Source organism: Bacillus toyonensis BCT-7112, assembly GCF_000496285.1.
Classification (GTDB): Bacteria; Bacillota; Bacilli; order Bacillales; family Bacillaceae_G; genus Bacillus_A; species Bacillus_A toyonensis.
Genome location: NC_022781.1, coordinates 644810 through 671161, shown reverse-complemented (window position 1 = coordinate 671161; position 26352 = coordinate 644810). Strand labels below are relative to the sequence as shown.

The 26352-nt window shown below is 34.1% G+C and carries 25 protein-coding genes and 2 pseudogenes; 22 read left to right on the top strand and 5 right to left on the bottom strand.

Features of this window, described 5'->3' with window-relative positions:
* Positions 1-234 precede the first annotated feature (234 nt).
* Positions 235-747 carry a DUF2690 domain-containing protein gene (locus BTOYO_RS03465; protein ID WP_000473738.1) on the top strand — a complete coding sequence of 171 codons (513 nt, stop codon included), beginning with the start codon at positions 235-237 and terminating at the stop codon, positions 745-747.
* A 17-nt stretch (positions 748-764) separates the two neighbouring features.
* A pseudogene (locus BTOYO_RS25895) lies at positions 765-1243 on the top strand (DUF2690 domain-containing protein).
* Between the two features lie 113 nt (positions 1244-1356).
* Here the strand turns inward: BTOYO_RS25895 and BTOYO_RS03460 are convergent.
* A complete protein-coding gene (locus tag BTOYO_RS03460; RefSeq protein ID WP_000902390.1) occupies positions 1357-1845 on the bottom strand; it encodes a DinB family protein in 489 nt (162 codons plus the stop codon).
* Between the two features lie 192 nt (positions 1846-2037).
* On the opposite strand from BTOYO_RS03460, the gene BTOYO_RS03455 reads away from it, so the two are divergent.
* Both BTOYO_RS03455 and BTOYO_RS03450 read left to right on the top strand, forming a co-directional pair.
* Positions 2038-2493 carry a DinB family protein gene (locus tag BTOYO_RS03455; protein ID WP_001081128.1) on the top strand — a complete coding sequence of 152 codons (456 nt, stop codon included), beginning with the start codon at positions 2038-2040 and terminating at the stop codon, positions 2491-2493.
* A gap of 195 nt (positions 2494-2688) precedes the next feature.
* The gene (locus BTOYO_RS03450) at positions 2689-3726 is read left to right on the top strand and encodes a DUF4003 domain-containing protein (RefSeq protein WP_002039050.1); all 1038 of its coding nucleotides are present in this window, start codon (positions 2689-2691) and stop codon (positions 3724-3726) included.
* A gap of 134 nt (positions 3727-3860) precedes the next feature.
* Here BTOYO_RS03450 and BTOYO_RS03445 read toward each other — a convergent pair whose 3' ends face one another.
* The gene (locus tag BTOYO_RS03445; RefSeq protein WP_000499379.1) at positions 3861-4625 is read right to left on the bottom strand and encodes a DUF817 domain-containing protein; all 765 of its coding nucleotides are present in this window, start codon (positions 4623-4625) and stop codon (positions 3861-3863) included.
* 275 nt (positions 4626-4900) lie between these two features.
* Between BTOYO_RS03445 and BTOYO_RS03440 the strand changes: the two genes are divergently transcribed.
* From BTOYO_RS03440 to BTOYO_RS03420, 5 genes are all read left to right on the top strand, one after another.
* Entirely contained in the window at positions 4901-5935 is a 1035-nt protein-coding gene (locus BTOYO_RS03440) for a FecCD family ABC transporter permease (RefSeq protein WP_000902729.1), read from the top strand.
* The gene (locus BTOYO_RS03435; RefSeq protein WP_000677203.1) at positions 5936-6952 is read left to right on the top strand and encodes a FecCD family ABC transporter permease; all 1017 of its coding nucleotides are present in this window, start codon (positions 5936-5938) and stop codon (positions 6950-6952) included.
* Positions 6953-6973: 21 nt separating this feature from the next.
* Entirely contained in the window at positions 6974-7882 is a 909-nt protein-coding gene (locus BTOYO_RS03430; protein WP_000728201.1) for an iron-hydroxamate ABC transporter substrate-binding protein, read from the top strand.
* 215 nt (positions 7883-8097) lie between these two features.
* Entirely contained in the window at positions 8098-8649 is a 552-nt protein-coding gene (locus BTOYO_RS03425; RefSeq protein ID WP_000178488.1) for a GNAT family N-acetyltransferase, read from the top strand.
* A gap of 99 nt (positions 8650-8748) precedes the next feature.
* Positions 8749-8976: a coiled-coil domain-containing protein gene (locus BTOYO_RS03420; protein WP_001047523.1), complete on the top strand. Its 228-nt coding sequence runs from the start codon at positions 8749-8751 to the stop codon at positions 8974-8976.
* A gap of 71 nt (positions 8977-9047) precedes the next feature.
* Here BTOYO_RS03420 and BTOYO_RS03415 read toward each other — a convergent pair whose 3' ends face one another.
* Entirely contained in the window at positions 9048-10373 is a 1326-nt protein-coding gene (locus tag BTOYO_RS03415) for an ArsB/NhaD family transporter (protein ID WP_000438005.1), read from the bottom strand.
* 261 nt (positions 10374-10634) lie between these two features.
* Here BTOYO_RS03415 and BTOYO_RS03410 point away from each other — a divergent pair, with 261 nt between their 5' ends.
* Both BTOYO_RS03410 and bshB2 read left to right on the top strand, forming a co-directional pair.
* Positions 10635-10985 (top strand): YojF family protein, encoded by a 351-nt coding sequence (locus BTOYO_RS03410; protein ID WP_000407039.1) that lies wholly within the window; start codon positions 10635-10637, stop codon positions 10983-10985.
* Between the two features lie 15 nt (positions 10986-11000).
* A pseudogene (gene bshB2, locus BTOYO_RS03405) lies at positions 11001-11662 on the top strand (bacillithiol biosynthesis deacetylase BshB2).
* Between the two features lie 113 nt (positions 11663-11775).
* Here bshB2 and BTOYO_RS03400 read toward each other — a convergent pair.
* On the bottom strand, positions 11776-12519 hold the full coding sequence (locus tag BTOYO_RS03400; protein WP_000768010.1) for an SDR family NAD(P)-dependent oxidoreductase: 744 nt from the start codon (positions 12517-12519) through the stop codon (positions 11776-11778).
* A gap of 579 nt (positions 12520-13098) precedes the next feature.
* Between BTOYO_RS03400 and BTOYO_RS03395 the strand changes: the two genes are divergently transcribed.
* The 10 genes from BTOYO_RS03395 (at position 13099) to BTOYO_RS03350 (ending at position 24342) form a co-directional block, all read left to right on the top strand.
* A complete protein-coding gene (locus tag BTOYO_RS03395) occupies positions 13099-13488 on the top strand; it encodes a hypothetical protein (protein ID WP_023440995.1) in 390 nt (129 codons plus the stop codon).
* 664 nt (positions 13489-14152) lie between these two features.
* Positions 14153-14431, top strand: a complete 279-nt coding sequence (locus BTOYO_RS03390) for a hypothetical protein (protein WP_000693588.1) — start codon at positions 14153-14155, stop codon at positions 14429-14431.
* A 409-nt stretch (positions 14432-14840) separates the two neighbouring features.
* A complete protein-coding gene (locus BTOYO_RS03385; RefSeq protein WP_000390465.1) occupies positions 14841-15065 on the top strand; it encodes a hemolysin XhlA family protein in 225 nt (74 codons plus the stop codon).
* 581 nt (positions 15066-15646) lie between these two features.
* Positions 15647-16183 carry a DinB family protein gene (locus BTOYO_RS03380; protein WP_001172081.1) on the top strand — a complete coding sequence of 179 codons (537 nt, stop codon included), beginning with the start codon at positions 15647-15649 and terminating at the stop codon, positions 16181-16183.
* Positions 16184-17241: 1058 nt separating this feature from the next.
* Positions 17242-17466, top strand: coding sequence for a hypothetical protein (locus BTOYO_RS03375; protein WP_000486799.1), 225 nt, complete (start codon positions 17242-17244; stop codon positions 17464-17466).
* A gap of 188 nt (positions 17467-17654) precedes the next feature.
* The gene (locus BTOYO_RS03370) at positions 17655-17840 is read left to right on the top strand and encodes a hypothetical protein (protein WP_001253134.1); all 186 of its coding nucleotides are present in this window, start codon (positions 17655-17657) and stop codon (positions 17838-17840) included.
* A 434-nt stretch (positions 17841-18274) separates the two neighbouring features.
* Positions 18275-19582: a condensation domain-containing protein gene (locus BTOYO_RS03365; RefSeq protein ID WP_000434825.1), complete on the top strand. Its 1308-nt coding sequence runs from the start codon at positions 18275-18277 to the stop codon at positions 19580-19582.
* Positions 19583-20187: 605 nt separating this feature from the next.
* Positions 20188-21387, top strand: a complete 1200-nt coding sequence (locus BTOYO_RS03360; RefSeq protein WP_000758026.1) for a multidrug effflux MFS transporter — start codon at positions 20188-20190, stop codon at positions 21385-21387.
* Positions 21388-21500: 113 nt separating this feature from the next.
* A complete protein-coding gene (locus BTOYO_RS03355) occupies positions 21501-22433 on the top strand; it encodes a GNAT family N-acetyltransferase (protein ID WP_001013825.1) in 933 nt (310 codons plus the stop codon).
* Positions 22434-22950: 517 nt separating this feature from the next.
* Entirely contained in the window at positions 22951-24342 is a 1392-nt protein-coding gene (locus tag BTOYO_RS03350; RefSeq protein ID WP_001284434.1) for an amino acid permease, read from the top strand.
* 45 nt (positions 24343-24387) lie between these two features.
* Here BTOYO_RS03350 and BTOYO_RS03345 read toward each other — a convergent pair whose 3' ends face one another.
* A complete protein-coding gene (locus BTOYO_RS03345) occupies positions 24388-25407 on the bottom strand; it encodes a zinc-binding alcohol dehydrogenase family protein (RefSeq protein WP_000643756.1) in 1020 nt (339 codons plus the stop codon).
* 182 nt (positions 25408-25589) lie between these two features.
* Between BTOYO_RS03345 and aiiA the strand changes: the two genes are divergently transcribed.
* Positions 25590-26342: a quorum-quenching N-acyl homoserine lactonase AiiA gene (gene aiiA, locus BTOYO_RS03340; protein ID WP_000216615.1), complete on the top strand. Its 753-nt coding sequence runs from the start codon at positions 25590-25592 to the stop codon at positions 26340-26342.
* Positions 26343-26352 lie beyond the last annotated feature (10 nt).

Below are 26352 nucleotides of genomic sequence, written 5' to 3'. Positions count from 1 at the left end.
ATATAACAAGTATCGGTTCTTTTATGTTTTAAATTAAGAATGCTATAAAATGTGTATTTCTCAACTTTTTTCTTACAAGGATAAGTAAAATTCTTCGTATATTCCAATAATCATAAGGGAATTTACAACGTTTATTCGTTTCTGTAAGATGCCTCTAGGAAGCGTGAAAGGAGGGCTTACATAGGGGATAGATTGTCTTTAGTATACGTACTTATTGTGAGGGGGGAATTTAATATGTTTAAAAAGTTAATGAAAGTATGCGTGTTAAGTGCGGCAAGTATAGGTGTATTATTTAGTTTCCAAGGAAGTACATTGGCAGCTGCTGATTTAAGTAGTTATTATGACGGAAAAAATCCAGCAACAACGAAAGTATACGGGGGAAGTACAACGTGTGATGCAGATGGATTTAATGCAAAGTCTACAGCAGTTTATGAAGGGAGTAAAAAAGTAGGGACAGTGTATTTACGTTACAGTAATAAATGTCATGCAGCATGGTCTAAGCTTGTTTTAGATCAACCAGCACCAGCTGTTTCGGGAGGAGTGTATGCGTACGCAGTTGTAAATAAATATAAAAATGGTGTATTCCAAAAATCAGTTACTTCTAATCAGGGGAACGGCACAATAAAAACAGGTCAAACGAGCACGTATACAGGAATGGTATTTGATTTAACTGCAGATTTCGGATATACAGCAGATGCTGAAGCGGTTACGTTTAATAACGGTTACGGTAAAACAGCACGTTATTAATAAAGGAGTGAAATTATATGAAGCTATTAAAAAAGGTGAGTGCATGTTTATTGCTATCTTTACTCGTTGTAACTAGTATGTTTAGCACGACTAATAGAGCGATAAAGCATACGCAGAAAATCATTCATATGATGGGAAAAGTCCTTACTATAACAGCTGTGATCAATCCGCAGTAACGAAAGAAAAGAAGTGGATTGATTCAAATTCTTATGTAGAATTAAAATTTAGCACGACTTGTAAGACAGCATGGGCAAAAGTTACTGTAACCCGCCCAGCAGTTTATAATAACGAAGCTGATGCAAGGATTGTTAGAAAAACAGATGGAAAGGCATACACTTGCGGAAGTGCTGGAGGAAATGGTGTTGTAAATAAAGGGAAAACATCATGCTATACGCCAATGGTATATGACTTAGATCCAAGAAAGGCACAAGCGCAGGGGAAACATGCCATTCCGAATAGTGATGCTTATAATTATGCGGAGACTATTTGGTATTGATGAGGATATGGAGATTGTAAGATAGCATATTTTAAGAGCATGTTTTGATTGGATTTCAAAACATGCTCGATTTGTATTCATTCTAATTTTTTCAGTAATCATGGACCATTGAATTAACTAAGATCTGTATCAGGAGGAGTATATCCAAGGTGCCTAGCCATTGATACAATTTGTCCTTTATGATGAAACTCATGTGTCTCCGTATGAGTTAAAAGCCAGAGCGGAGTTGTGCTCCAAGGTTCTTTTTGCCATTTAACTTCATTTGCTATATTTTCGAGCCATCGGTCATTATATTCATCTAAAAAACGTAGTACAACCTCATCTACTAACTTAAATCTAGTACGAACTTTTTCGACATCTGCATGCTCAACTTCATAATCGCTGGCAAATGAAAAATCTGCTCTTTTTTGCTTGAATGCGAATGATCCAAGCCAGTATCGATAGCAATCGGCTACATGAATATGCGTCTTTATTATACTACCGCTTCCGAAATTCGGAACAGTGCTATGTAATTTTTCTACTGGGATTTCTTCAAAAAACGAAAATAGAGTTTCTCTTGTAGAGCTAATCAGATTATATTGTTGTTTTAAAATATGTAACATACAAGTACACTCCTCTTTTATTTACATAGTAAGTAATTCTATATTTACGAGGAGTGAACCTTTTTATTATGTTTAATAAGCATATTAGGTGTATTTCTTAATTGTTTCTGATAGATTATACAAGGTGAAACTTTAATAAGTTGAACACTCTTAGTTCATAATAAATTGTACATAAAAAAGGGGAGCGATAAAATGAATAGACTAGTTGGTTTAAAACAATTTGAAATAACGCGTGGAGCATTACTGAAATTCATGGAAACGTTAGATGATAATACTGCGGATACGCAGCCGGATGGCTTTAACAATACAATTCGCTGGCATATTGGTCACGTGTTAACGGCAGCAGAAACTTTCATGTTTGGAAGAGAATTTAAACAATTACCAACTGAATACCCAGGTATGTTTGGATATGGTACACGACCATCTAAATGGGAAACAGAAGGGCCATCATTAGAAGTGTTAACGGCTCAATTAAAAGAACAAGCGAAGCGTATTAACGAAATGCCAGCAGAAGTATTTGAAAATAAACTTCCAGAACCATTCCTAGGATTAAAAACAGTAGGGGAGCTTTACGGTATGATGCTTTATCATGAAGCGGATCATCTTGGGCAAATGAAGGCGATGGAACGAATTATTAAAGCTCTTTAGTCTTAATTGCATATAACAAGCAATACAGGTGTAATGTTAAATAATATATACAAAAAAAAAAGGTAGATAAATTATTATCTACTTTTTTGTATAACTTCTTGAAGGATTAGGGATTATCATCGTGATGCTGATGAAGAAGGATAAGAGAATTTTATAATTTTTATGGTGTGATTATTAATTATAGTATTCCTAAATATGGAATATACGTATAATGATAGAGAAGAACTAGAAATAGGGGTGAATACTATGATTACATTAGAGCAAAAGTTGGAGCAATATAAACATACATATGTACAGTTAAAGGGAGAACTAAAATGGAAAACGAGTGATTCTCGAACAGCAATGATGATTGCTGCTATGTATGCAGGTAGTGATAAGTTGTTTGATCTCGGACGTTTTTTAGAAATTAGTAGTTATATTAAGAATCAGGTAGGGATGTTTTCATACTTAAAGTCTTATCATCGTTTTGTAGTGGCCGCAACATTAGATATTCACTTTACAGATTATAAGAAAGCTTTTCAGAAGTTTTTAGATTTATATGAACAATTGGTCACTGGTGGCTTTAGCCGGAGTATATTTACTTATCTCGCAGCAGCTGTGCTTTTAACAGAAGAAAATGAACAGCATGGCACACATATTCAGCGTTCGATGCAAGTATATAAACGCATGAAAAAGGATCACCTCTTTCTTACAAGTACAAATGATTATCCGCTCGCAGTTTTATTAGCAGGACAATCAGAGCATGTAGAAACACTTATGGACCGAGTGGAACGTCTTTATCAGAAACTAGCGACAGCTGGTTTGCGTAAAGGGAATGATCTTCAATTTTTGAGTCATATTCTTTCACTAAAGAAGGATGTCAGGGAAGAACTATTAGTTGCAAAATGTACAAATATATGGAATTTGTTAAAGCAAGAAAAGGTAAAAGTAAAACAGATGCATTACCCAGCTATCGGGCTACTAGCGTTACTCGAGGACGGAGAAAAAGAGATTCATTCTATTCGAGCATTTATTGAAAAATTGCAGGGGGATAAATTGTTCCGTTGGCATACAGATACAACTATTCTTATTGCTATTCAACTGTTCGTAAGTCAGAAAGGTGAGGAAAGTAAAGCTACTAACACAGGTTTACAAACAATGATAGAAGTCCTCATACAAGCACAACAGGCAGCCATGATGGCAACGATTGCCGCTTCATCTGTAGCAACATCTTCTGCTAGTAGTAGTTCATAATGTGCAACTGCTTATGCTCTTGTAAATTATGATAAATTTATAACTCCTTTGATAGGGACGGTTTAAAAAATATTACTAAAAAAGCCCCTCACTCTCTAATGAGCGAGGGGCTAACTGTTTTTACATAATCAGTATTATCTTTTCGACTCCTTCAAATGTTTTAGCTGCGTAACAATCATAATGCTAATAACAACGAGTAAAAACCATGAGCTAATTTTGCTTAAGTGAACGAGGTTCCATGCTTCTCGTTGATTTGGATATTGCCATGCTCCGAAAAAAGTAGCGATGTTTTCTGCAATCCAAATAAAGAATCCGATAAGGAAAAATGAGAGTACGAGCGGCATTTTATATGTAACGCTTTGCAATGAAAATTCTACAAATGTCCGAAAGAAAACGATGAATAAAAGTAAAGTTAATACCCATCTAAAGTCATATAGAAAATGATGTGTAAAAAAATTGAAGTAAATTATAGCTCCTAACGGTATGGCAAAAATGGCTTTTGGCCAATGGTGCATTTGTAAATGCAATCTTCTCCACGCTTGGCATATGTAACTTGCGACACTTGCGTACATAAAACCGCTGTAAAGTGGAACTCCAAAAATTTTCGAATATGCCTCTTCAGGATAACTCCATGAACCGAAATGTACTTTATATATTTCTAGTAAAAGTCCAATTAAATGAAAGACAGTAATTACTTTTAGTTCGTCCTTTGTTTCAAGACCAGTTTTATACATAATCCACTGCATCAGAAGACATACGATGAGTATGAAATCATAGCGATATAACCCTGGGATAGAAATGATTTTTGAAAGGGCTAGTGTTAAAAAAATAGTGACTGGGAATAAACAAGATAATGCTTGTTCGTAAGTGAAATGTAGTAATTGTTTTATATAGAACATTGGGTCTCCTTTGATAAGTTTGTTAGAAAACTCGAAATAATGACTAAGTATACTACGATTTTAAAAATAAGCTAGTAGTCTATTTTGCATGTATTTGTAAGTTTTAGAAGGGAATTGTAATAAGTATTTTAATATTTTAACAAAGTAAAAAATAGTTTGCTATTTAAAAAAAGTGGGGATATAATATCTAAATGAAAATGATAATTATTATCAATATTAATTATAAATAAAAAATAATTATAAAAAACAACTGAATATAAAGGATGAAATGAAACATGTTACATAAGTCTACTGTACATGCTGGTAATAACCGCTGGATACATATTAAGTTCATATGTTTCATGAGCTTAACAATTTTATGTTTAATTGGATCTATATTTTTAGCCATTTCATTTGGTGCAAAGGATATTCATTTACAAACGGTGTGGGTAGCGGTTTTGGATTACAATCCGAAACTAACACAGCACCAAATTATTTATGAATTAAGGCTCCCGAGAGTAATTGGTGCAGCAGTTGTAGGGGCAGCTTTTGCGGTTGCTGGTGCTGTTATGCAAGGTGTAACACGAAATCCTTTAGCTGATGCAGGTGTACTCGGAATAAATGCAGGTGCGATGTTTGTAGTAGCACTTAGTTTTGCCTTTTTCCCACATATGCCGTATTCCTATTTAATGATTGTTTCCTTTATTGGAGCTGTCTTAAGTACAGTACTTATTTTTGTTATTGGATCAGCAACATCAGGCGGGTTAACACCAATGAGGTTAACGATTGCTGGAGCGGTTATGGCAGCGCTTTTACATTCATTAAGTTCAGGTGTTGCGATTTATTATGATTTAAGCCAAGATTTAGCGTTTTGGTATGCTGGTGGTGTTGCAGGGGTTAAGTGGGAACACTTGAAATTTTTAGTCCCTATTATTCTTATAACGATTATTTTTGCGATAGTGTTAGGAAGATCTATTTCACTCATATCAATGGGAGATGATGTTGCTACAAATTTAGGAGTGAAAACGAACCGAACGAGAATACTAGGGATGATTATAGTAGTTATTCTGGCAGGTGTTTCTGTTTCAGCTGTTGGTTCTATTGGATTTGTAGGACTAGTTATCCCGCACATTGCTAGAAAATTAGTTGGTGTTAATTATAGACTCATTATTCCTATGTCAGCATTATTAGGAGCTATGTTATTAGTTGTAGCTGATTTAGGGGCAAGAACAGTAAATCCTCCTAAGGAACTTGCGATAGGGATTATGGTAGCTCTTGTTGGAGTTCCGTTCTTCCTCTATATAGCACGTAAAGTTGGGAGGGAATTATAAGTGAAGGGTCTTTTTAACACGGATAAAAAGAGAGCTATTACTGTAACTACAATCTTCGGATGTATAAGTATCGCTGTAATTTTAATTAGTTTAAATACAGGGACACTGAGTATAGCGCCACTTAGAGTAATTGAAACACTTTTGGGTTATGGTGATTTTGAGAGTGCAACCGTGCTATATGATTATCGTATGCCAAGAATAATAATCACGATGTTAGCCGGTATTGGTCTTGGTATTTCCGGTGCGATTTTGCAAGGGTTATCCCGTAATGCACTTGCAGATCCTGGTATTTTAGGGTTGCATTCAGGTGCATTTTTCGGTCTTATCGTATTTGTTACTCTCTTTCATTCTATTAATGAGAGTGCATCCATTTTAATACCGTTATTTACATTTGGCGGAGGAGTATTAGCTGCATTTCTTATTATTTTACTTGCGAGTGATCGGTCAAAAGGTTTACTTCCCATTAGACTTATTCTCATTGGTATTGCAGTTTCAGCTGGCTTTAGTGCAATTTCGCTATTTTTCTCTCTCAAGTTAAATGATGAGACGTATACATTCGCTTCTAGATGGCTAGTTGGTAACGTGTGGGGAAGGGATTGGATTCATGTCCTGGCATTATTACCTTGGATTTTCATACTAACCCCTTATGCGTGGCTAAAATCTAAAACGTTAAATGCATTGTCACTAGGTGATAGTGTAGCAGCAGGACTTGGTGTTTCTGTGCAAAAAGAACGGTTATTACTTTTAGCTACAGCGGTTGGATTATCTTGCGCAAGTGTATCGATGGCAGGGGTGATTGGCTTTATCGGCTTAGTTGCTCCGCATATCGCAAGAAAGTTAGTAGGTACTACCTATCAACACTTCCTTCCGTTAGCTGGCATAATCGGAATGATTATTTTAGTGCTCGCAGATACGATAGGACGCTCTATATTTGAGCCGAATTCTATTCCGGCTGGTGTAGTAGTAGCGGCTTTAGGAGCACCGTATTTTCTTTATTTACTTACAAAAACAAAATAACTACTTCAAAGAGGAGAACATATGAAAAAGAAACTTACTATTTTATTTAGCATTATGTGTATTTTAGTATTAGCAGCATGTGGTCAAACGAAATCTAATGAAGAGGCAACGCAAAAAACGGAAAAAAGTAATGATCCAAAAATTGCTTCCATGTCTATTCACTTAACGAACAATTTACTTGCATTAGGAATTACACCAGTAGGTTCTGTTATTGGTGGAGATTTAAAAGATTTCTTACCGCACGCAAAAGAGCAGTTGAAAGATACGAAGAAACTTGGGGTTGTAACAGATCCGAATATGGAAGCATTACTACAATTAAAGCCATCTGAAATTTATGTGGATGAAAAATATGCTGGCAAATATTTAGCGAAATACGAAAAAATTGCAAAAACACATACTTTTAATTTAGATGAAGGTACGTGGAGAGATCATTTAAAAGAAGTAGGTAAACTTGTAAACCGTGAGAAAGAAGCAGATAAATATATTCAAGACTATGAAGAACAATCAAAACGAGTGAAAAATTTAATAGATAAAGAGCTGGGTAATAACGAAAAAGTAATGGCAATTCGCGTTACTGCAAAAGAGTTACGTGTATTTAGTACGAAAAGACCGATGGGACCAATTTTATTCCATGACTTAGGATTACAGCCTGCAAATGGTGTAGAGAAAATTGATGGAAACCGCCCCTTCGAAGTCATTTCACAAGAAGTATTACCTGACTTTGATGCAGATGCTATTTTCGTTGTTGTAAATAGAGACGATAAGGCAAAAGCTGCATTTAAACAACTTCAAGAAACACCAATTTGGAAAGACTTAAAAGCTGTTAAAGAAAAGCACATATACATTATTAATGACCAACCATGGCTAGACTATTCTGCTTTAGGTAACAAAATGGCAATGGATGAAGCGGAGAAAATGTTTACGAAATAATATCGATTCGATGTTAGGAAGATCCTCTGAATTTTGAGGGTCTTTTTTATTGTTAGAATAAATAAAAAATTATACAATAAATTTAATTTAATGCAGAGGAGATGTGCCGATGTCAGCACTTATTGTAAGTATCCCGTTTATAAAGCAGTTTATGGAAATAGGGGATAAATAGGCTAGAATAATTATCCCCATTATTTAATAAAGGGGAGTTTGAAATGACAATGAATCTTTTTCAAAATAAAACGATTAAATTATCAGTTAGGAGAGAAGCAGATGCTGAAGTAATGGCTATGTGGCAGGAAGATAGTGAGTATTTAAGAAATGTTGATACAGATGTAGCATTCCCGCAATCTTTACAGGAAATAGCGAGTGATGGGCTATTAAAGGGACGAAGATCGAATAGTGTTTCTTTCATGTTAAGGACAGTTCAAGATGATCGCTTAATTGGTTTTGTTGCAATTCATGGCATAGAGTGGAATAACAGAACGGGTTTATTAGCTATTGGTATAGGAGATGCGAATGATAGGGGGAAGGGATATGGAAGAGAAGCGATCTATCTTATCTTAAAATATGCTTTTTATGAATTGAATTTACACCGCGTCGGTCTTGATGTTATTTCTTATAATAAAGCTGCTATTGAGTTGTATAAAAAGATGGGTTTTCAGATGGAAGGCTGTATGAGAGAAGCGGTTCAAAGAGATGGGAAGTGTTTTGATCGTATCATTATGGGGATATTGCGGGATGAATGGATAGAGCTGCAAGGTTAGAAAGTACATTCAAAATTATATATGTAGTATGCAGGAGATATAATGATAATTGGCGAATTTTTACAATGTACTGATTGAACTTATAAGGAGTCATGAAAAATGAATTTAGAAAAAAGTAAACCAGTAAATGAAGAGGTCGCTGAATTAAAGGAATTAATTAAAGAATTACACGGAAGTGTACATCAACTTCAAAGTGAAGTGCAGCAATTAAGGCATGAAAGACCGGTTGTTGAAGTAAGAAAAGGTGTTCAATTATCACCAGCAATCGTTGGACAAATTGGTGGTATGATTTTAGGTGGATTAGCAATTATCGGTATATTTTGGTGATGAAAAAAGGTTTGCAGCACTATGCTGCAAACCTTTTGTATTTGACGATAGAATTTCATACAGTACAACTTCTACATTAAATAACGTAAATAAATGTAAGCATGTGATAACAATAGTGCAATGATTGTTAACGGTAAACCGATTTTTAAGAAGTCCATATAAGAAAATCCATGTCCTTCACGTTTTGCAATACCAGCAACAACTACGTTTGCTGATGCTCCGATTAATGTTCCGTTTCCTCCTAAGCAAGCTCCAAGAGATAACGCCCACCATAGCACTTCGATTTGCGGCGAATCAACAGATAATCCGAGGCCAGTAGCTAAATCTTGAATAAGAGGAATCATCGTTGCGACAAATGGAATATTGTCAATTGTCGCAGATGCGATGCCAGATACCCATAAAATAAGTATCGCAGCGAAACCGATATCACCATTTGTTACGTCGATTACTTCTTTTGCGAGTGAAGAAATAAGTCCGATATCAATTAATCCGCCAACGAGAACGAATAGTCCGGCGAAGAAGAAAATGGTTACCCATTCAACGTGGGCAAATATATCTTCTATTTCATGTTCTTTTACGCCGATTAACATAAGAAGTGTAGCGCCTGTCATTGCGATAACGGCAGCATCTACATGAATAATAGAATGAAGTACAAAGCCTAAAATAGTTAGTCCTAAAATTGTAATCGATTTTAAAAGGAGGCTTTGATCTTTAATATAATCTTTTTCGTTTAACGCCATTAGTTTTTCGATTTGTTCAGGCGTTGTTTTTAGTTTGTTACGATACATGAAGTAAATAATGCCAAGTGTAACGATAGAAATAATAATTACGATTGGAGCTAAGTTAAGTAAAAAGGCGTTAAAGTCTAAATGCTTGTTTGCTGATCCAATCATAATATTAGGTGGATCACCGATTAATGTTGCTGTTCCGCCTATATTTGAAAACAGCACTTCTGAAATCAAATAAGGCACAGGATTTACTTTTAAAATACGTGTAATGGATAATGTAACAGGAACGATTAATAAAACAGTCGTTACATTATCCAAAAATGCAGAACCGACGGCGGTTAATAAGGATAGTAATAATAAAATGCGAATCGGTTTTCCATCAGCTGCTTTTGCTGCTTTAATAGCTACAAATTCAAATACGCCTGATTGACTCGTAATATGTACGAGAATCATCATCCCGATTAAAAGGGTGATCGTTTCCCATTGAATATGTGATGTGAAAGCAGTGTGTAAATCTACAATTCCAAAAATAATCATAATAGCAGCACCGAATAGTGCAATTACAGCACGATTCAATTTTTCAGAAATAATAAAACCATACGTGACTAAAAATACGGCAATTGCAAAATAATATTGCCAATTTGCTACTTCATGTGCTGATTGTTCCAAGCGAGTCACCTTCTTTAAAATATGTATTCAATCGTCAAAACGTATCCCGATGCATTCATACGGGATAAAATATATTGTAGCAAATTCAAAAAAGAAAGAAAACTATTTAACGAAGTGAAGGAAAAGTTCTGAATTCCACATATGATAAAAAAAATAACAAAACACAGTGCAAATTATTAGGAAAAGTGAGCGTTGTCCTCTAATATAGAGATAGCAATTTACATTATTTTTGCGTAAAATGGTTTAAAGAGGTGAATTCCGATGGAAATAGTAAAAGATAGTTCTCTTATTCAAAATGAAATTGAACGTTTTGTAAATAAAGATGTATATATTCATTTAGAAACAACGAACGGAGCGTATGCGTCACACTTTAATGAAAAGATGATGACAGTTGGAGCATTCATTCGAAATGCAATTATTCGCTTTGAGCGCGGGAAAATAACTGGAACAAACCCATACCGAGTTGGTTTGAAAATGGATCATGGCTGGGTATATGCAGAAGGTATTACGCACTGGGAAGTAGACGATAAAGAGCGTTTATTACTAGCAGGGCATGATAACCAAGGTCGCTTAGCGGTAGCACTTGAGTTAAGCTTAACGCCATTTAAGTAAGAAGGAGGGAAACTTATGGAGAGACATGTACTTGTTGTATTTCCGCATCCAGATGATGAAGCATTTGCTGCGGGAGGGACAATTCGCTTATTAACAGATCAAGGAGTACCTGTAACGTATGCATGTGGTACTCTTGGACAAATGGGACGTAACATGGGGAAGAATGTATTCGCTAACCGTGAAACGATTCCAAATATCCGTGAAAAAGAATTAAAAGATGCATGTGAAGCGATGGGGATTCAAGATTTAAGAATGCTCGGTTTCCATGATAAAACGTTAGAATTTGAAGATGTTGATTTCGTTGCAGATAAAATCGAAGCGATAATTCAAGAAGTAAATCCATCTCGAATTATTACATTTTATCCAGAACACGGCGTACATCCAGATCATGATGCATTTGGCCGCGCTGTCGTTCGCGCTGTATCACGTATGCCAAAAGAAGAACGTCCAGTTATTCATGCGGTTGCGATTACGAGAAATCGTGAAGCAGTGCTCGGTGAACCGGATGTTGTAAATAATATTAGTGAAGTATTTGAACATAAATTAGCTGCACTAGGCGCGCATCGTTCACAAACAGAAGCAATGCTTGAAGAAACACATGCAAAAATAAAAACAAAGATGCAGCAACATTGAAATGGCTGCAACTTGAACAATTTTGGACCTATAAATGGGAGTAGGCTAGAAGTATATCTTCTAGTTGCTCTTACATAGAAAAAGCGCCGTCACTTGTGATGGCGCTTTTTCTTGTTAAAGACTATATTTCTTAGAGATGTGCATTGAAATTTTTTCATTAACGTGCAGTATAGCCTCCGTCAACAAGAAGTGTTGTACCATTAACAAAACTAGCATCATCACTTGCTAAAAATAAGACAGCTTTAGCCACTTCTTCTGGTGTTCCAAGTCTGCCTTGTGGATGAAGGGAAGCTAAATATTCTTTCTGTTGAGGATTAACACTACCAAGCAAAGGGGTATCAATATAGCCAGGGCACACCGCATTAATACGTATTCCATATTTAGCGTAGGCAGTACATAAATTTTGAGTTAATAGTTTTACGCCACCTTTTGCAGAGGAGTATGCTGTTGGGGTAGGTAATGAAACAAAACTATGAATCGAACCAGCGTTAACGATGACACCACCTGCACCTTGTTTAAGAAATTGTTCAATCGAATATTTATCAGAAAGGAATACCCCTGACAAGTTAATATCAATGGTTTTTTTCCATTTTTCATAGGACAATTCGTTTGCCGGTGCATCATCAGCAACGCCGGCATTTGCATACATAATATCTAATTTACCGTATTTACTTACTGTCTCATGGATTAGTTGTTTAATATCTGCCTCTACTGTTACATCAGTTTTAATAAATAACGTATCATATCCATTTGCGTTCAATTCATCTGATAGGTCTTTTCCACGTTCAGAAAAGTCAGCGATAACTACTTTTGCACCTTCTTCAATAAAAAGACGAACGGTGGATTCGCCAATCCCGCTTGCACCACCAGTTATGATTGCTACTTTGTCTTTTAATTTCATATAAACCTCTCCATTCATTAATGAATTTAAGTCGAATTTTTTGAGCTGGTTATGTCACTATTAACCTTAAATAGTAAGTAGATAGAAGAAAAAGTTCGCGTTTACTTAACTGTGAAAGTACTGAATTTTTCTTTATTGTACTTTTTTATACAGTGATGAACGAAAATATTAATTGGGTCAATTTTATCATTAGATTGAATATTCGGTAAAGCGTTCTCGAATAAAGTGAGTGCTGAAGTTTAACGACTAACCTACATAGATATAACGAGGGGTATTTACATATAGTTTCTCTTTTTTATTTTAGTAATTAACAAATTTTTAAACTTGCTGATGATGTAGTGCAATTAAGTAAATGGGTTGTTTTTAGATTAACTAAAACTAAAAAAACAGTAAAAATAAAATGTTATATAATAATTATTTATTGAAAAACGATAAATATCGTGTTAATATCAAATTGAAAATTAGTAAGAGAGGTGCTTTTTATAAAATGTAAAACGAATGTTATGTACTAAAAAGAAATTGATAGAAATTAGGAAAGTTATATATCTTAATAGCAAAAGAAGAAAAAGGAGTTAGAGCATGATTAATAAAACAGTAAAAAAAGTTATCTTGTTTGCAGGTGGTTTGTATATTACTTATTTAGTAGGTGTAGTTATTTTAGCGGAATCTATACCGTATCCTACATCTCAGCAATTAAAGGCAGCCGAAAAAGTAGTTGAACGCTATGTAGTTGAAAATAATGGAGTGGAAATGATAAATACATCTAGCAGCTTCACGGCTGAGATGTTCGATCGTACAATTCATATTGAAGGAAATTCAAAGGAGAATCCGGAACAAGTATTTCGAATGGATTTAGACCGAGTTTCTAATGAAAATGAAAAAATAACCGAAAAATCGATAAATAAAATTTGTAAATCAAATGATGCAGGAGAGAATTTTACGTGTGCTGATGCTGAAAAGTTAAAATGAACATGCAGTGTTATTTATAGTATATAGCTAAAGATAGGAATGCGTAACAGCACAACTACTACTCTAGTTAAATAGGAAAAGCCTCGCAGGGGGGCGAGGCTTTAAACAGGGTATTAAAAATTATCGATTCATTAAGAATAACTTTTTCGAATAAACTAATTTTAGCATGATAACTCATGTATATGTGTTACGAATTTATGAACAAAAAATCAATCATAAAAATACGGGGAAGATGATAATTTATTTGAAATATATTACATAATTTTCAAGTGAGAAATAAAAAAGCAGCAATGAGCAAAATAATTTAGAGCCGCATTATATTAAACATAAGTGGTACTTCTAATATTAATCTGCTTCATTATATTGTTATTACCAATGCTACAGAATGCGTGAAGTGGTTTAGTAATGTTAAAACAAGAAATTCTCAGAATCTACGGGTTTAAAATGAAAAAATTTTAGTCATTGGACACAAGGGGGATTCTATATTAATTGGTTAAGTGGTTGAAAGAGAGACTTTGTTTATTTCGTTTCTTTTTCACTTAATTCATTAGAAATGATATCTAGTAATGATACATATGAAGCGTATATTTTGAATTAACTAATAGAATAATATATATTTATATTGATTTAATGATTTTAATTTATTAAAAATGAGGAAATCAATATGAAGATTAAATTTGCCGTAATAAAAGATGAAAACTTTGATTTTAGTTTATTAGAAACAAAATTATTGAAAACCTTTAAAGAAGTAGATTTTGAAGCAGATATTGTAAAGGTTGAAGATAAGATTTTTGAGGGAAATAATATTCAAACGAATTTAGCTGAAATCACCATTAATGTTACTGGAAAAAATATCGGCTATAGGTCCGTTTCAGCTAGTATATTTATTGTTCTAGAAAGTTTATCATTACAGTTATTTCAAATTAATATTAGTTTACATTAAGCAGCTAAAAAAGAGAATTTCTTCAGAAAATTATACTGACTATAATGAGTTGTAAATATGAGAATGGTGATTTAAATAATAGTAATTATTGTAGGTGCTCCCGTATGTTGGATTGCACCTTGTTTGTTATTAAAGAAATAAAAAAGCCTTTAAATAAGATGAAAGTCTTTATGAAACGGCATATAAAGAGTGTTCAGGATACGTTATGAAAGTAGAATAATTCAATGTTTATTCATATCGCATGTTATTTAAATGCTTGTTTATACAGAAAAATGGAAATGTGTAAATAATTCAATTAGATTGTACAAATAATTTGGTGCGCGAATATACGGAATGTATTCACGGGTAAAAGGGTTGTCTCATAATATATATAGATTTTTCTATTAAGATGAACAGAGGGTGTGAATATATGGAAGATGTTTACGCGAAAATTGACAGCCTAAAAGCAGAGCAAAAAGAAATTATGAGAGACATTCGTACTTTAGAAACGCGTACCACTATTAATGAGAAAGACATAGCAACAATCAATAAGCAATTAGAGAAAATAAGTACAAACACAACTTGGATTTTGCGAATTATTATTAGTGCGATAGTAATGTCAGTTTTAGGATTGATATTAAAAGGGATTATTTAACCTTGTAAAATGGCTCAATATAAACGAAAGAGGGGCAATTCTCCCTCTTTTTATTATACGAATGAGAAATGGCTTTCCTCCAAGCGTTAAATGAAGGTGGAGGACGAACCTATTTTTTGCAAAAAAACTGAAACAATGTGCTAAACGAGTTTTATAAACTGAATCCAATTAGGAATGGATACTATAAGAACCGAGCATTATTTGTCAACGAAAAGAGTATTTAGGTCCTTCACATTATACTTGGCACAAAGCATATAGCAGTTAGATAAAACATACTATGCATGTATACGTATAAAATGTTTATTTTTAGATACAAATCAATTATAAATACTGAAAAATAGACCTACATAAATAGAGTCCTTTTTTAGTTTTAAAATTTTTAATTACTACTAGAACAATATGGATCTATTGAAAAATGTTCTAGATTGTAGCCTCATGTAGAAAACTTTGTAATAGAATCAAACCGCTTACCTTAAGTTGATGAACATATATGGAGACCGTTTGTTTTGTAATTTAAATAATTAGATTAATGTGATAACATTTTGAGGTAGGGTGTAAATGAAATACTGAGGAGGATAAGTATGCAAAAGAGACTAGGAACAAATGAATATAATCCATACTACTCAACGTACATAAAATTAGTACCAGATGGAGATATCATACATATTCTAGAGCAACAAATGAAGGAAACGAATCTTTTATTGAAGGATATTTCTGATAGTGAAGGACATTTTCGATATGCCCCTAATAAATGGAGTATAAAAGAAGTAATCGGTCATATTGCAGATACTGAACGTATTATGGCATATCGTTTGCTGTCCATAGCAAGAGGTGAGACAGCAGAACTTCCTGGCTATACTGACGATATGTATGTTCTTAGAGCAGCTTTTGATAAGCAATCTATGCAAAATCTTCTTACGAATTTAACAGTTGTTCGCCAATCTACTGTGCATTTACTTAAAAGTTTAGATAAAGATGCCTGGTTGCAAAGGGGAATTGCGAACAATTCTGAAGTCACGGTTCGTGCATTAGCAAACATTATTGCTGGTCATGAGCTTCATCATCGGCAAATTATAAAAGTACGTTATTTTGGGGCTAATGCATTTACAGAATGTTAAAATACGGAAAATAAAAGATGATGATTTGTAAAAAAATTACGATTCATCATCTTTTTATTTTTTCTCAATGACCAAATATTACTTAACAGTGGCAAGCTTAATTTATAAGAAAAGAATGACTACATTAGCAACAAGGGTTTAAAGAAAGGGGGATTGATAGTAAGTTGTTTAATTAAAATGGTAAAGAGTAACCTTTACCTTACTTTTTGTTATAAATAAAGGAGCAGTTAGCAAAAGCTAACTGCTCATCTCCAAGGGGGAGCAAGGAGAAAAATCTAATGTCATCTACAGTGTTGACGGAATATGGAGTTTTATTCAGGGGATTTACTGATTATGTAGGTTACATAAAAAGTCCTATTAACATTCAGGCTATTCCGATTAGAATTAAAGATTTGAGTGTAATCCAAAACTTTTTTTCTGGCTTTTGAAATTCTAAAAAGCCTTTTCGTAAGAGCAGAAATAAACCCGCTTCAAGACAGAGGAAAACAACTAGACCAAGAAATTAAAAGTACAAAAGGGATTTATTATGAGAGTAAGGAAGAAATCGAAATTACCTTTGAATACTTAAGAAAAGAAATTGATAATGATGATGATGAGAGTCAGCAAATTATTACAGATTACAAAGAGGTATCTTAAAATAAAACTAGAAAAGCATCCAAAACTATTGTTTTTCTTTTTTAATATAGAAATTACACATTAAACATATATTTATACGTGTTGTTACTAAACGCTAAGGAATAGTAATAAAAAAATGATGCTGATAAAACTGTATAAAAATAAAAAGAATCCTAAGATGGGGAATGTTTTATGAAAGTTGATCATGATAAACCTCCTTGATATATAAAGTATTTTAATATATTGTTGGTCTATTTAGAAGGAAAAACATAATTTGGTACATGTTAAACGAAAATTTGAACAAACTAGATATTGGAATAAATGATGCCTTCCTTAAAATAACCTTAATTAAAATATAGCTTTAATAACATTTGGAAATTAAATGGTATAATTTTCTAGGATAACCTAAATAAAGTTTATTTTAGAAAAGAGGTAGAGGGGAAATGTTTCAAAAGCTTAAGTTTTATTTAATGAGCATTTTAATTAGTTCAATGTTAGGTGGAATTATTATAGGTGCTAATTTCTTGGTCCATAACATATATAATTTGGTTGCAGGTAAAGAGTATCATTTTAATATGTGGTCTTCTATTATTATATTTAGTGTTGTATTTATTTCGGGCTTCTCGTACATGTTGAAGAAGGGGCCAGATATATTTGTTAATGATTAAATTAATAGCAATTATCAATAGGTGTTGCCGTGTGATTCGGTTGAAGTCTTTTCTAGCGTGTTAGTTATCTCAATATATATGTATCTCTTGGCACCTGGGCGAGGGTGCTCTCTTTTTATCGAAGGAATAATAAAATGTATATAATATAATTAATAGATTTATATTTGAATCTGAGGGGTACAAATTCGATGCGACGTAAAAAGGATTTGTTGAAACAATGGAAGGTGGATTTACAGGCTATTCAAGAAGAGAAGAGGATGAAGAAGAAGGCTAAAAATAAGAAATATAGCATTCCTGGTAATACAGCTGGATTCATGAATGGAAAGCATACTTATCGTAAAGAGAATGGGGTATGGAAGCAAAGAAATAAATGACGTGAGGATAAATAGATTTCATTAAGTTTGTAGCATTATTCTAGGCGTTCCCATGATTTGGGTGGCGTCTTGTTTGTTGTTTATGAAGTAATCCCTAAACGTATTATATTATTGTTTTTAATTAACAGATATAAAAAATGATTTATTTGTTTTATTGATAATTAGTAAACATTATTATAATATGTTTGTATATGAGTAGACTAAAAGTGTTTTTGTTTGATTTTATTAAAAGATGGGGGATATCGATAACAATAAAATAATGGGTATATCACCTACAAAAAGCTGCAAAAGGAATGGAAGCAGTATGGAAAAGGTGCTTTCGTGAAAAAATTCGAAAAATAAGCAGTATTAGCTCTTGAAGAAAAATGACTAGAAAAGTTACAACTAGATGGAGCATAAGGTTATACAAAAAATCTTAAAAGGGGGACAAAATTATGGAACAAGGAAAGTATTCAGTAACACCTCAAGATCGAATGAATTATTTATTAGGTCTTTATTCTGCAGATCAACAAATTAATGCGGTTCTTTATTTTCCTGTAGGTCTATCAAAGGAAATACTTGAACAATCAGTAAGGATAACATTACAATTGCAGCCAGTTTTGAATAGTCGATTTGTAGAAAATGATACTCCTTACTGGGAGGAACATTCATCTGGCACTAACTCATCTATTTGCTTTTTTGCAGAAGGAAATGATCAAGAACTTGAAATAATGGCAATAGATTTTATTAAGGAACCTGGTGATCGTATTCAGGGGCCTATGGTTCAAACAATATTATTACGAGGCACTACAACAGATATGTTAGTTGTGAAATTATCTCATCTATGTTCAGATGGTGCAGGAGTCAAGGAATATATTAATTTGCTTGGAGCAATTTATACGCACCTTTCCTTAGGAGGATCTAAGGATCAAATTATAAAGGAATTTGGTGAGGGAAATGAGAGTTTTCGAGATCAATCACATGTATTCAAATATGCTGGAATATCGGACGTAAAAAGTGCGTATCGTCCTAACCAAGAACAGCAGGCATCGTTATGGTCTTTTCCATCTCAACCCAACAAAAATAAATCCCCCAAAATGTCTGTAGGGCGGTTGAGCCGTGAACAAACTCTATGTCTAACCAAATGGACAAAAGCACAACAGGCTACCTTGAATGATGTAATCATGACTGCATACTTCCGTGCTTTATCACATTTCACTGTGTATGCAGAACCTCGCACCGCAGAAAAAATGATTGGTTTGACAATTGATTTACGTCGATATCTGCCTAATTATACGACTGGTGCTATTTGCAACTTATCCGGAATGGAAATGCCAGTGATTAAAATGGAAGATGGTGAATCATTTAATCAGACTCTTGTTCGAGTTAAACAATCAATGGATAAAATAAAGGGCCAAAATCCAGGTCTTTCTTCAGCGGCAGGAATGGAGATACTGGCAGGTATGAAGCTATCTACGGTGAAGGAAATGTATAATCAGCAATACGAGCAGGCTGTACAGATGGGGATGGCGTTGCCATTAATGACAAATTTCGGGGTGATCGCTGATGAACCTATTCAGTTTGGTGAAATTCAAGCTGAGGACGGGTATATGACATCACCCATTATGTATGCACCATTCTTTTCAATGGGAGCAAGCACTTATAATGGAAGACTTACATTTACGATTGGTTATCATGCGCCGGAGACATCAAAAGAAAAGGTAGACAAATTTTTAGAATGTGTTATTAATCAGCTATCATAAATAAAATAAAAGAGAATATAGCGCAAAATTTTCTAACAGAATTGTATTTTAGGCGCTCGTCTTATGTACGGCTAATCCCTTTTATAAACGCTATATTTAACGGAAAGGTCTTACTCCAGATAAAAGTTTATCTTCAAATGCTTCATAAATTATTTTTGTTAAATTTTCTCTGATTGCACCTATCTTTATGTTTTAGATTTATGGGGAATCGTAGTGAAAAACAATTTGCAACACGAGAAAAACAAAATAGATCAGCATAAAAGTACTAAAAAAGTGAGAAAAAAGCTGACTTAAACTATATTTTGAATCAGCTCTTTTTACTGTTTTTTGAAATGAATTAGTTTTCAGATAATATAAAAATGATAATCTTCTAACAAATAATCAAGGCATCAACACTAGAAAAGTAGAGATAATATGTAATATAATTGAAAAAGTATATTTAAAAATCAATGTTAATATTACCCTCCTATAAGTATTAACATACGTAATTGAGGTGTTTTCTTTGTTGTTTTATGATCGGATTTCTATAATGGCCCCTCCTGTTCCGTAGCTTAGGAAAGTCTTTTTATTTCTGAGATTTTCAAAGTTATAGGAGGGTATGAAAAATGAAAAAAGTCTCAGTACCATCACTTTGGTTAATGATTATTCTTGTGGCATTTCCGCAAATTAGTGAAACAATTTATACACCGTCTTTACCAGACATTTCAAAGGCGTTACATGTAAGTAATAATGAGGTGCAGTTAACGCTTAGTGTTTATTTTGCTGGATTTGCTTTAGGTGTATTTTTTATTGGATGGTTATCCGATATAATTGGTCGTCGCCCGGCGATGTTACTTGGAATTGTCATATATGGCGCGGGGAGCTTCTTATGCTTTATTGCAAGTTCCATTGAATTTTTATTGTTAAGTCGTTTTATTCAGGCGTTTGGAGCAAGTGCAGGATCAGTTGTGACACAAACGATTCTTCGTGAAAGTGTAGAAGGGCATAAACGTCACGTTATGTTTGCTCAAATTTCGGCAGTCATTGCTTTTACACCAGCAATAGGACCGTTAATTGGTGGCTTTCTTGATCAAATGTTTGGATTTAAAATAGTATTTTTAAGTTTAGTAGTTATGAGTATCGGAATTTTGCTGTATACGTTTGTTTCTCTTCCAGAAACAAAAACGGGTGCAGTAACGGATAAAATAAATGTGTTTTCTGTTTTAAAACGGTTGATTACAAATCCGAAAGTAGTAACATATGGGCTATTAATTGGAGGAGCGAATGGCGTTTTATTTAGCTATTATGCAGAAGCGCCGTTTATCTTTATTGAATACTTTAAGTTATCGCCTAGTATGTACGGATTTCTAGGAATTGTTGTTGCTTCCGCTTCTATTATTGGGGCGAAATTTTCAAAGCGGTTACTTACCACTTATAAACCAGAGAAAATTATATATATCGGTTGTTTTGTAATGACAGGTGGAGCAGTCGCTTTATCTATTATTACTTCAGTTGGATCAAATCCAAACATAATATATATGATTGGATTTTTAGTAGCGATGTTTATATTGCTATTAGGAATTGGGGTAGCATTACCTAACTGTTTAAGTTTAGCATTAGTAGATTTTCAAGATGTCATTGGTACAGCTGGAGCATTGTTTAGCTTAGGGTACTATATAATAGTGACGGTGACAATTTGGGGAATGAGTCAACTTCATACGGGCTCGTTACTGGTGATGCCACTTTATTTTCTAGCTATTGTAGCTATCATGTTGGTGTTTACTAAGGTGTTTATTGTTGGTAAACGAGTTGAAAAAGCAGTTTAATTATGTATTAGGAAAAGAGTCTCATTGGAAAATGAGGCTCTTTTTTATTATTTTTTAATAAGTTATTAGAATAGTGTTAAAATTAAATTAATTAAAAAGAAAGAAGGTACAATATGAACGGTCTAAATGTTAAAGCAACTACACAAGAAGATTTACAACAAATTTTAAAACTATGTACAATTTATGATCAAGCCATTTACGGTGAAGTTGATACAACGGTAGAGGATATTACGAACTCATGGAAAGGTATTGATGTTAGTAAAAGTTCTTACGTTGTTATGAATGAAGAAGAAATAATTGCTTATGGTATTTTGACAGGGAGTGAAAGACAGTTTCCATCTGCTGTACTTATTCATTCTAATTATATGAATCAAGGTATTGAACAAATAATATGGTCAAAGCTTGAAGGGCGGGCTAAGGAGCTTGTTAGTAATTCGTCTCGCTTGAATGGCAAGATTGTAACACAAGCAAATAATTTTTATGAGGAAAAAATGTTAGAAGAAGCTGGTTTTATTCCAACTCGTATTTGGTGGGGGATGGGGATTGAATTGCAGGGGAATGTTCCATCACCAATATGGCCAAATGGGGTTACAGTGCGACATTACATACAGGGTGTGGATGATGGGAGATTACATCAAGCTTTTAATGAAGCCTTTGCGGACCACTGGAATTCGCAACCTTCTACGTTAGAAGAGTTTTTGCAACGTACTGAAAGAGATGGGTTTCATCCTACATTATGGTCACTAGCAATGGCTGGGGATGAGGTAGTTGGTTTTATATTTAGTAAAAAGGGTACTGATAATAAAGCTGAAATTACGCACCTAGGTGTAAGATGTTCTAAGCGGAAACAAGGGTTAGGATTATCACTATTACACCATGCATTTAGTCAATTGTACGAAGAAGGGATTTTAAAAGTTCAACTGAATGTAGATTCTGAAAATATTACAGGCGCACCTCGCGTATATGAAGTAGCTGGAATGGAAGTACAGAGTAAATTTGTTCGCTTTGATAAGGAGGTCCTTGCTAAGGGTGTATATGGTATGTAACTTTACTAATATATTGTATTCTTGTTTGAGATGTTAATAGAGTGTTTAAAAAGTATGAAAATAAATTTTGAAAATGGTAGTAGCAATAGGAATGAAATTCTTTTAAAATACGTTATCAACTATAAAGATTGAAGTACATGAGATGTGAAACCGAGGAAGATATGCTCTCCTCGGTTATTTATATTGTAATAATATTCATATCGGAACCATTTTGAATAGATGTATTTTATTGCTAATTCAGTTAAAAATTAAACATAATTATGCATATTAATTTATTGAAAAAATAATTGAATTTTTCAGATAAATGAATTAATATAAAATAAGTAATTTTAAGATTTATAGAATATTGGAAGATGAAAGGTTTTGAGAATTTTGTAAGAGGCAAAAAACGATTTTAGGATAGCTTTAAAGCTAGTGTAAAATGACGTTTGCTTCATCATTTTCAGGCCAAAAGGAATTAGGGGAAAGCATCTTATTTTAAAATGCGGCTATGAATCATCTAAGAGGGGGAAGTGAAGTGGCAAACAAAGAATTGAAAAGAGGTTTAGAAGCACGTCATATTCAAATGATTGCTTTAGGCGGAACAATTGGTGTTGGTTTGTTTATGGGTTCAGCTAGCACGATTAAGTGGACAGGTCCGTCAGTAATGCTTGCCTATGCAATTGCAGGTATTTTTATCTTCTTCATCATGCGTGCCATGGGAGAAATGTTGTATATGGAGCCAAGTACAGGTTCATTTGCGACGTTCGGTCATAAGTATATTCACCCGTTAGCTGGTTATATGACAGCGTGGAGTAACTGGTTCCAGTGGGTTATCGTTGGGATGTCAGAGATTATCGCAGTTGGAGCGTATATGCAATATTGGTTCCCAGGTCTACCGGCTTGGATACCAGGTGTGATTGCAATGGTTATTCTTGGTGCAGCTAACTTAATTTCTGTTAAGTCATTTGGTGAATTTGAATTTTGGTTTGCGATGATTAAAATCGTTACGATTTTATTAATGATTATTGCTGGATTTGGCCTTATTTTCTTCGGAATTGGTAACGGCGGAGAAGCGATTGGCATATCTAATCTTTGGTCAAATGGCGGTTTCTTTACAGGTGGTTTTTCAGGATTCTTCTTTGCATTATCACTTGTAGTTGGAGCATATCAAGGTGTGGAATTAATTGGGATCACTGCTGGTGAAGCGAAAGATCCGAAGAAGACACTTACAAGAGCGATTCAAAGTACAATTTGGCGTATTTTAATATTCTATATTGGTGCTATTTTCGTTATTGTAACTGTGTATCCGTGGGATCAATTAAGTACAATTGGTAGTCCGTTCGTGGCAACTTTTGCGAAGGTTGGTATTACGGCAGCAGCTGGACTTATTAACTTCGTTGTTATTACAGCGGCGATGTCTGGCTGTAATAGTGGTATTTATAGTGCTGGACGTATGCTGTATACGTTAGGTGTAAATGGACAAGCACCGAAATACTTTACGAAAATTTCTAGTAACGGTGTTCCATTATTTGGTACAGTTGGTGTAATAATTGGTTTAGCGGTTGGTGTAGTTTTAAGTTATATTGCGCCAAAAAACTTATTTGTATATGTGTATAGTGCGAGTGTACTTCCAGGTATGGTACCATGGTTCGTCATTTTAATTAGTCAAATTCGTTTTAGAAAAGAAAAAGGGGCAGAGATGAAAGATCATCCGTTCAAAATGCCATTTGCTCCTGTTACAAACTATTTAACGATTGCCTTTTTAATTATGGTATTAATCGGAATGTGGTTTAACGATGATACTCGTATCTCACTAGTTGTAGGTATTGTTTTCTTAGCTATCGTTACAATTAGTTTCTATGCTTTCGGAATAGGGAAGCGAGCGCCATTAGATACTCAAAATGATCAAGAGATTTCAAGTAAATAAAGGTAAAAAAAGTCCGATTTCTTCTTTAGAAATCGGACTTTTTTATTAAAACTTCTCTAATACAATCTTCCCAATTGTACGTCCACTCTCAAGTAATGCATGTGCTTTCTTTAAGTTTTCAGCGTTAATTGGTGCTAATGTTTCATTTAAAGTGGTCTTTAAAATACCTTCATCTAATAATTCGCTCACTTTATTTAATAGTTCATGCTGCGTAATCATATCACCAGTTTCATACATCGGCTTTGTGAACATAAACTCCCAAACAAAGGTCGCACTTTTACTTTTTAGAATGCCCATTTCAAGAGGATGTTCATTTTCTACGATAGAGCAAATTTTACCTTGTGGTTTAATTACTTCACCTATACCATGCCAATGCTGATCTGTATTATTTAAGCAGAAAATATAATCTACATCGTTGAATCCAAGGCTTTGTAGTTGCTCTTTTAAAGGTTTATGATGGTTAATTGTATGGTCAGCTCCAAAGGTTTTCACCCATTCTATCGTTTCATCGCGAGACGCAGTTGCGATTACATTTAATCCAGCCCATTTCGCAAGCTGAATTGCGATTGAACCGACACCACCAGCTCCGCCGATAATTAAAATGTTTTTAAATGTATTTTCGCTTTTCTTAGCGTAATTAATGCCTAAACGCTCGAATAAACCTTCCCACGCCGTAATAGCTGTTAAAGGAATTGCGGCAGATTCAGTATCACTTAAAGTTTTAGGTTTTTTACCAACGATTCTTTCATCGACTAGGTGGTATTCACTATATGTACCTTGTCTCGTAATACTTCCAGCGTAAAACACTTCATCGCCTTCTTTAAATAACGTACAACCTTCGCCAGTTTGTACGACAACACCACTAGCATCCCAGCCAAGTATTTTCGCTACATCTTCTTTTTTATCTTTCGGAGAGCGAACTTTTGCATCAACTGGATTAACGGAAATCGCGTTAATTTTAACAAGTATATCTCTTCCTACGGCAACAGGTCTTTCAACTTCAATATCAATTAAACTGTTTTCTTCTTCAATAGGTAAGTATTCATGTAAACCAATTGCTTTCATTTGTAGTCCCTCCATTAAAGTAAGAATCATTTACTCCTTTATTATAGATGGTGAAATGCTGTTATGTAAAAAGTACATTTTTTTGTATGCTGGAATGAAAGAGTAGAAGGAGTTTATTTCTAAAAAGTAGAATTTTTTACTGTATTGTTTTATTCAAAACGAAATGTAAAGGTGGATACATAATGACGGTAAAGAAGCTTTATTTCGTGCCAGCTGGTCGTTGTATGTTAGATCATTCTTCTGTTAATAGTACGCTCACACCGGGGAATTTATTAAACTTACCAGTATGGTGTTATTTATTGGAGACAGAAGAAGGGCCAATTTTAGTAGATACAGGTATGCCAGAAAGTGCGGTTAATAATGAAAATTTATTTGACGGTACATTTGTTGAAGGGCAGATTTTACCGAAAATGACTGAAGAAGATAGGATCGTGAATATTTTAAAACGCGTTGGTTATGAGCCGGAAGACCTTCTTTATATTATTAGTTCTCACTTGCATTTTGATCATGCAGGGGGAAATGGTGCTTTTACAAATACACCGATTCTTGTGCAACGTGCTGAATATGAGACGGCACAACATAGTGAAGAATATTTGAAAGAATGTATATTGCCGAATTTAAACTACAAAATCATTGAAGGGGATTATGAAGTCGTACCAGGTGTTCAATTATTGTATACGCCAGGACATACTCCAGGACATCAGTCACTATTCATTGAGACGGAAAACTCTGGCCCAGTGTTATTAACGATTGATGCATCGTATACGAAAGAGAATTTTGAAGATGAAGTGCCGTTCGCGGGGGTTGATTCGGAATTAGCTTTATCTTCAATTAAGCGTTTAAAAGAAATTGTTAGGAAAGAGAATCCAATTGTTTTCTTTGGACATGATATAGAACAGGAAAAGAGCTGTAAAGTGTTCCCGGAATATATATAGTGCAAAAAGT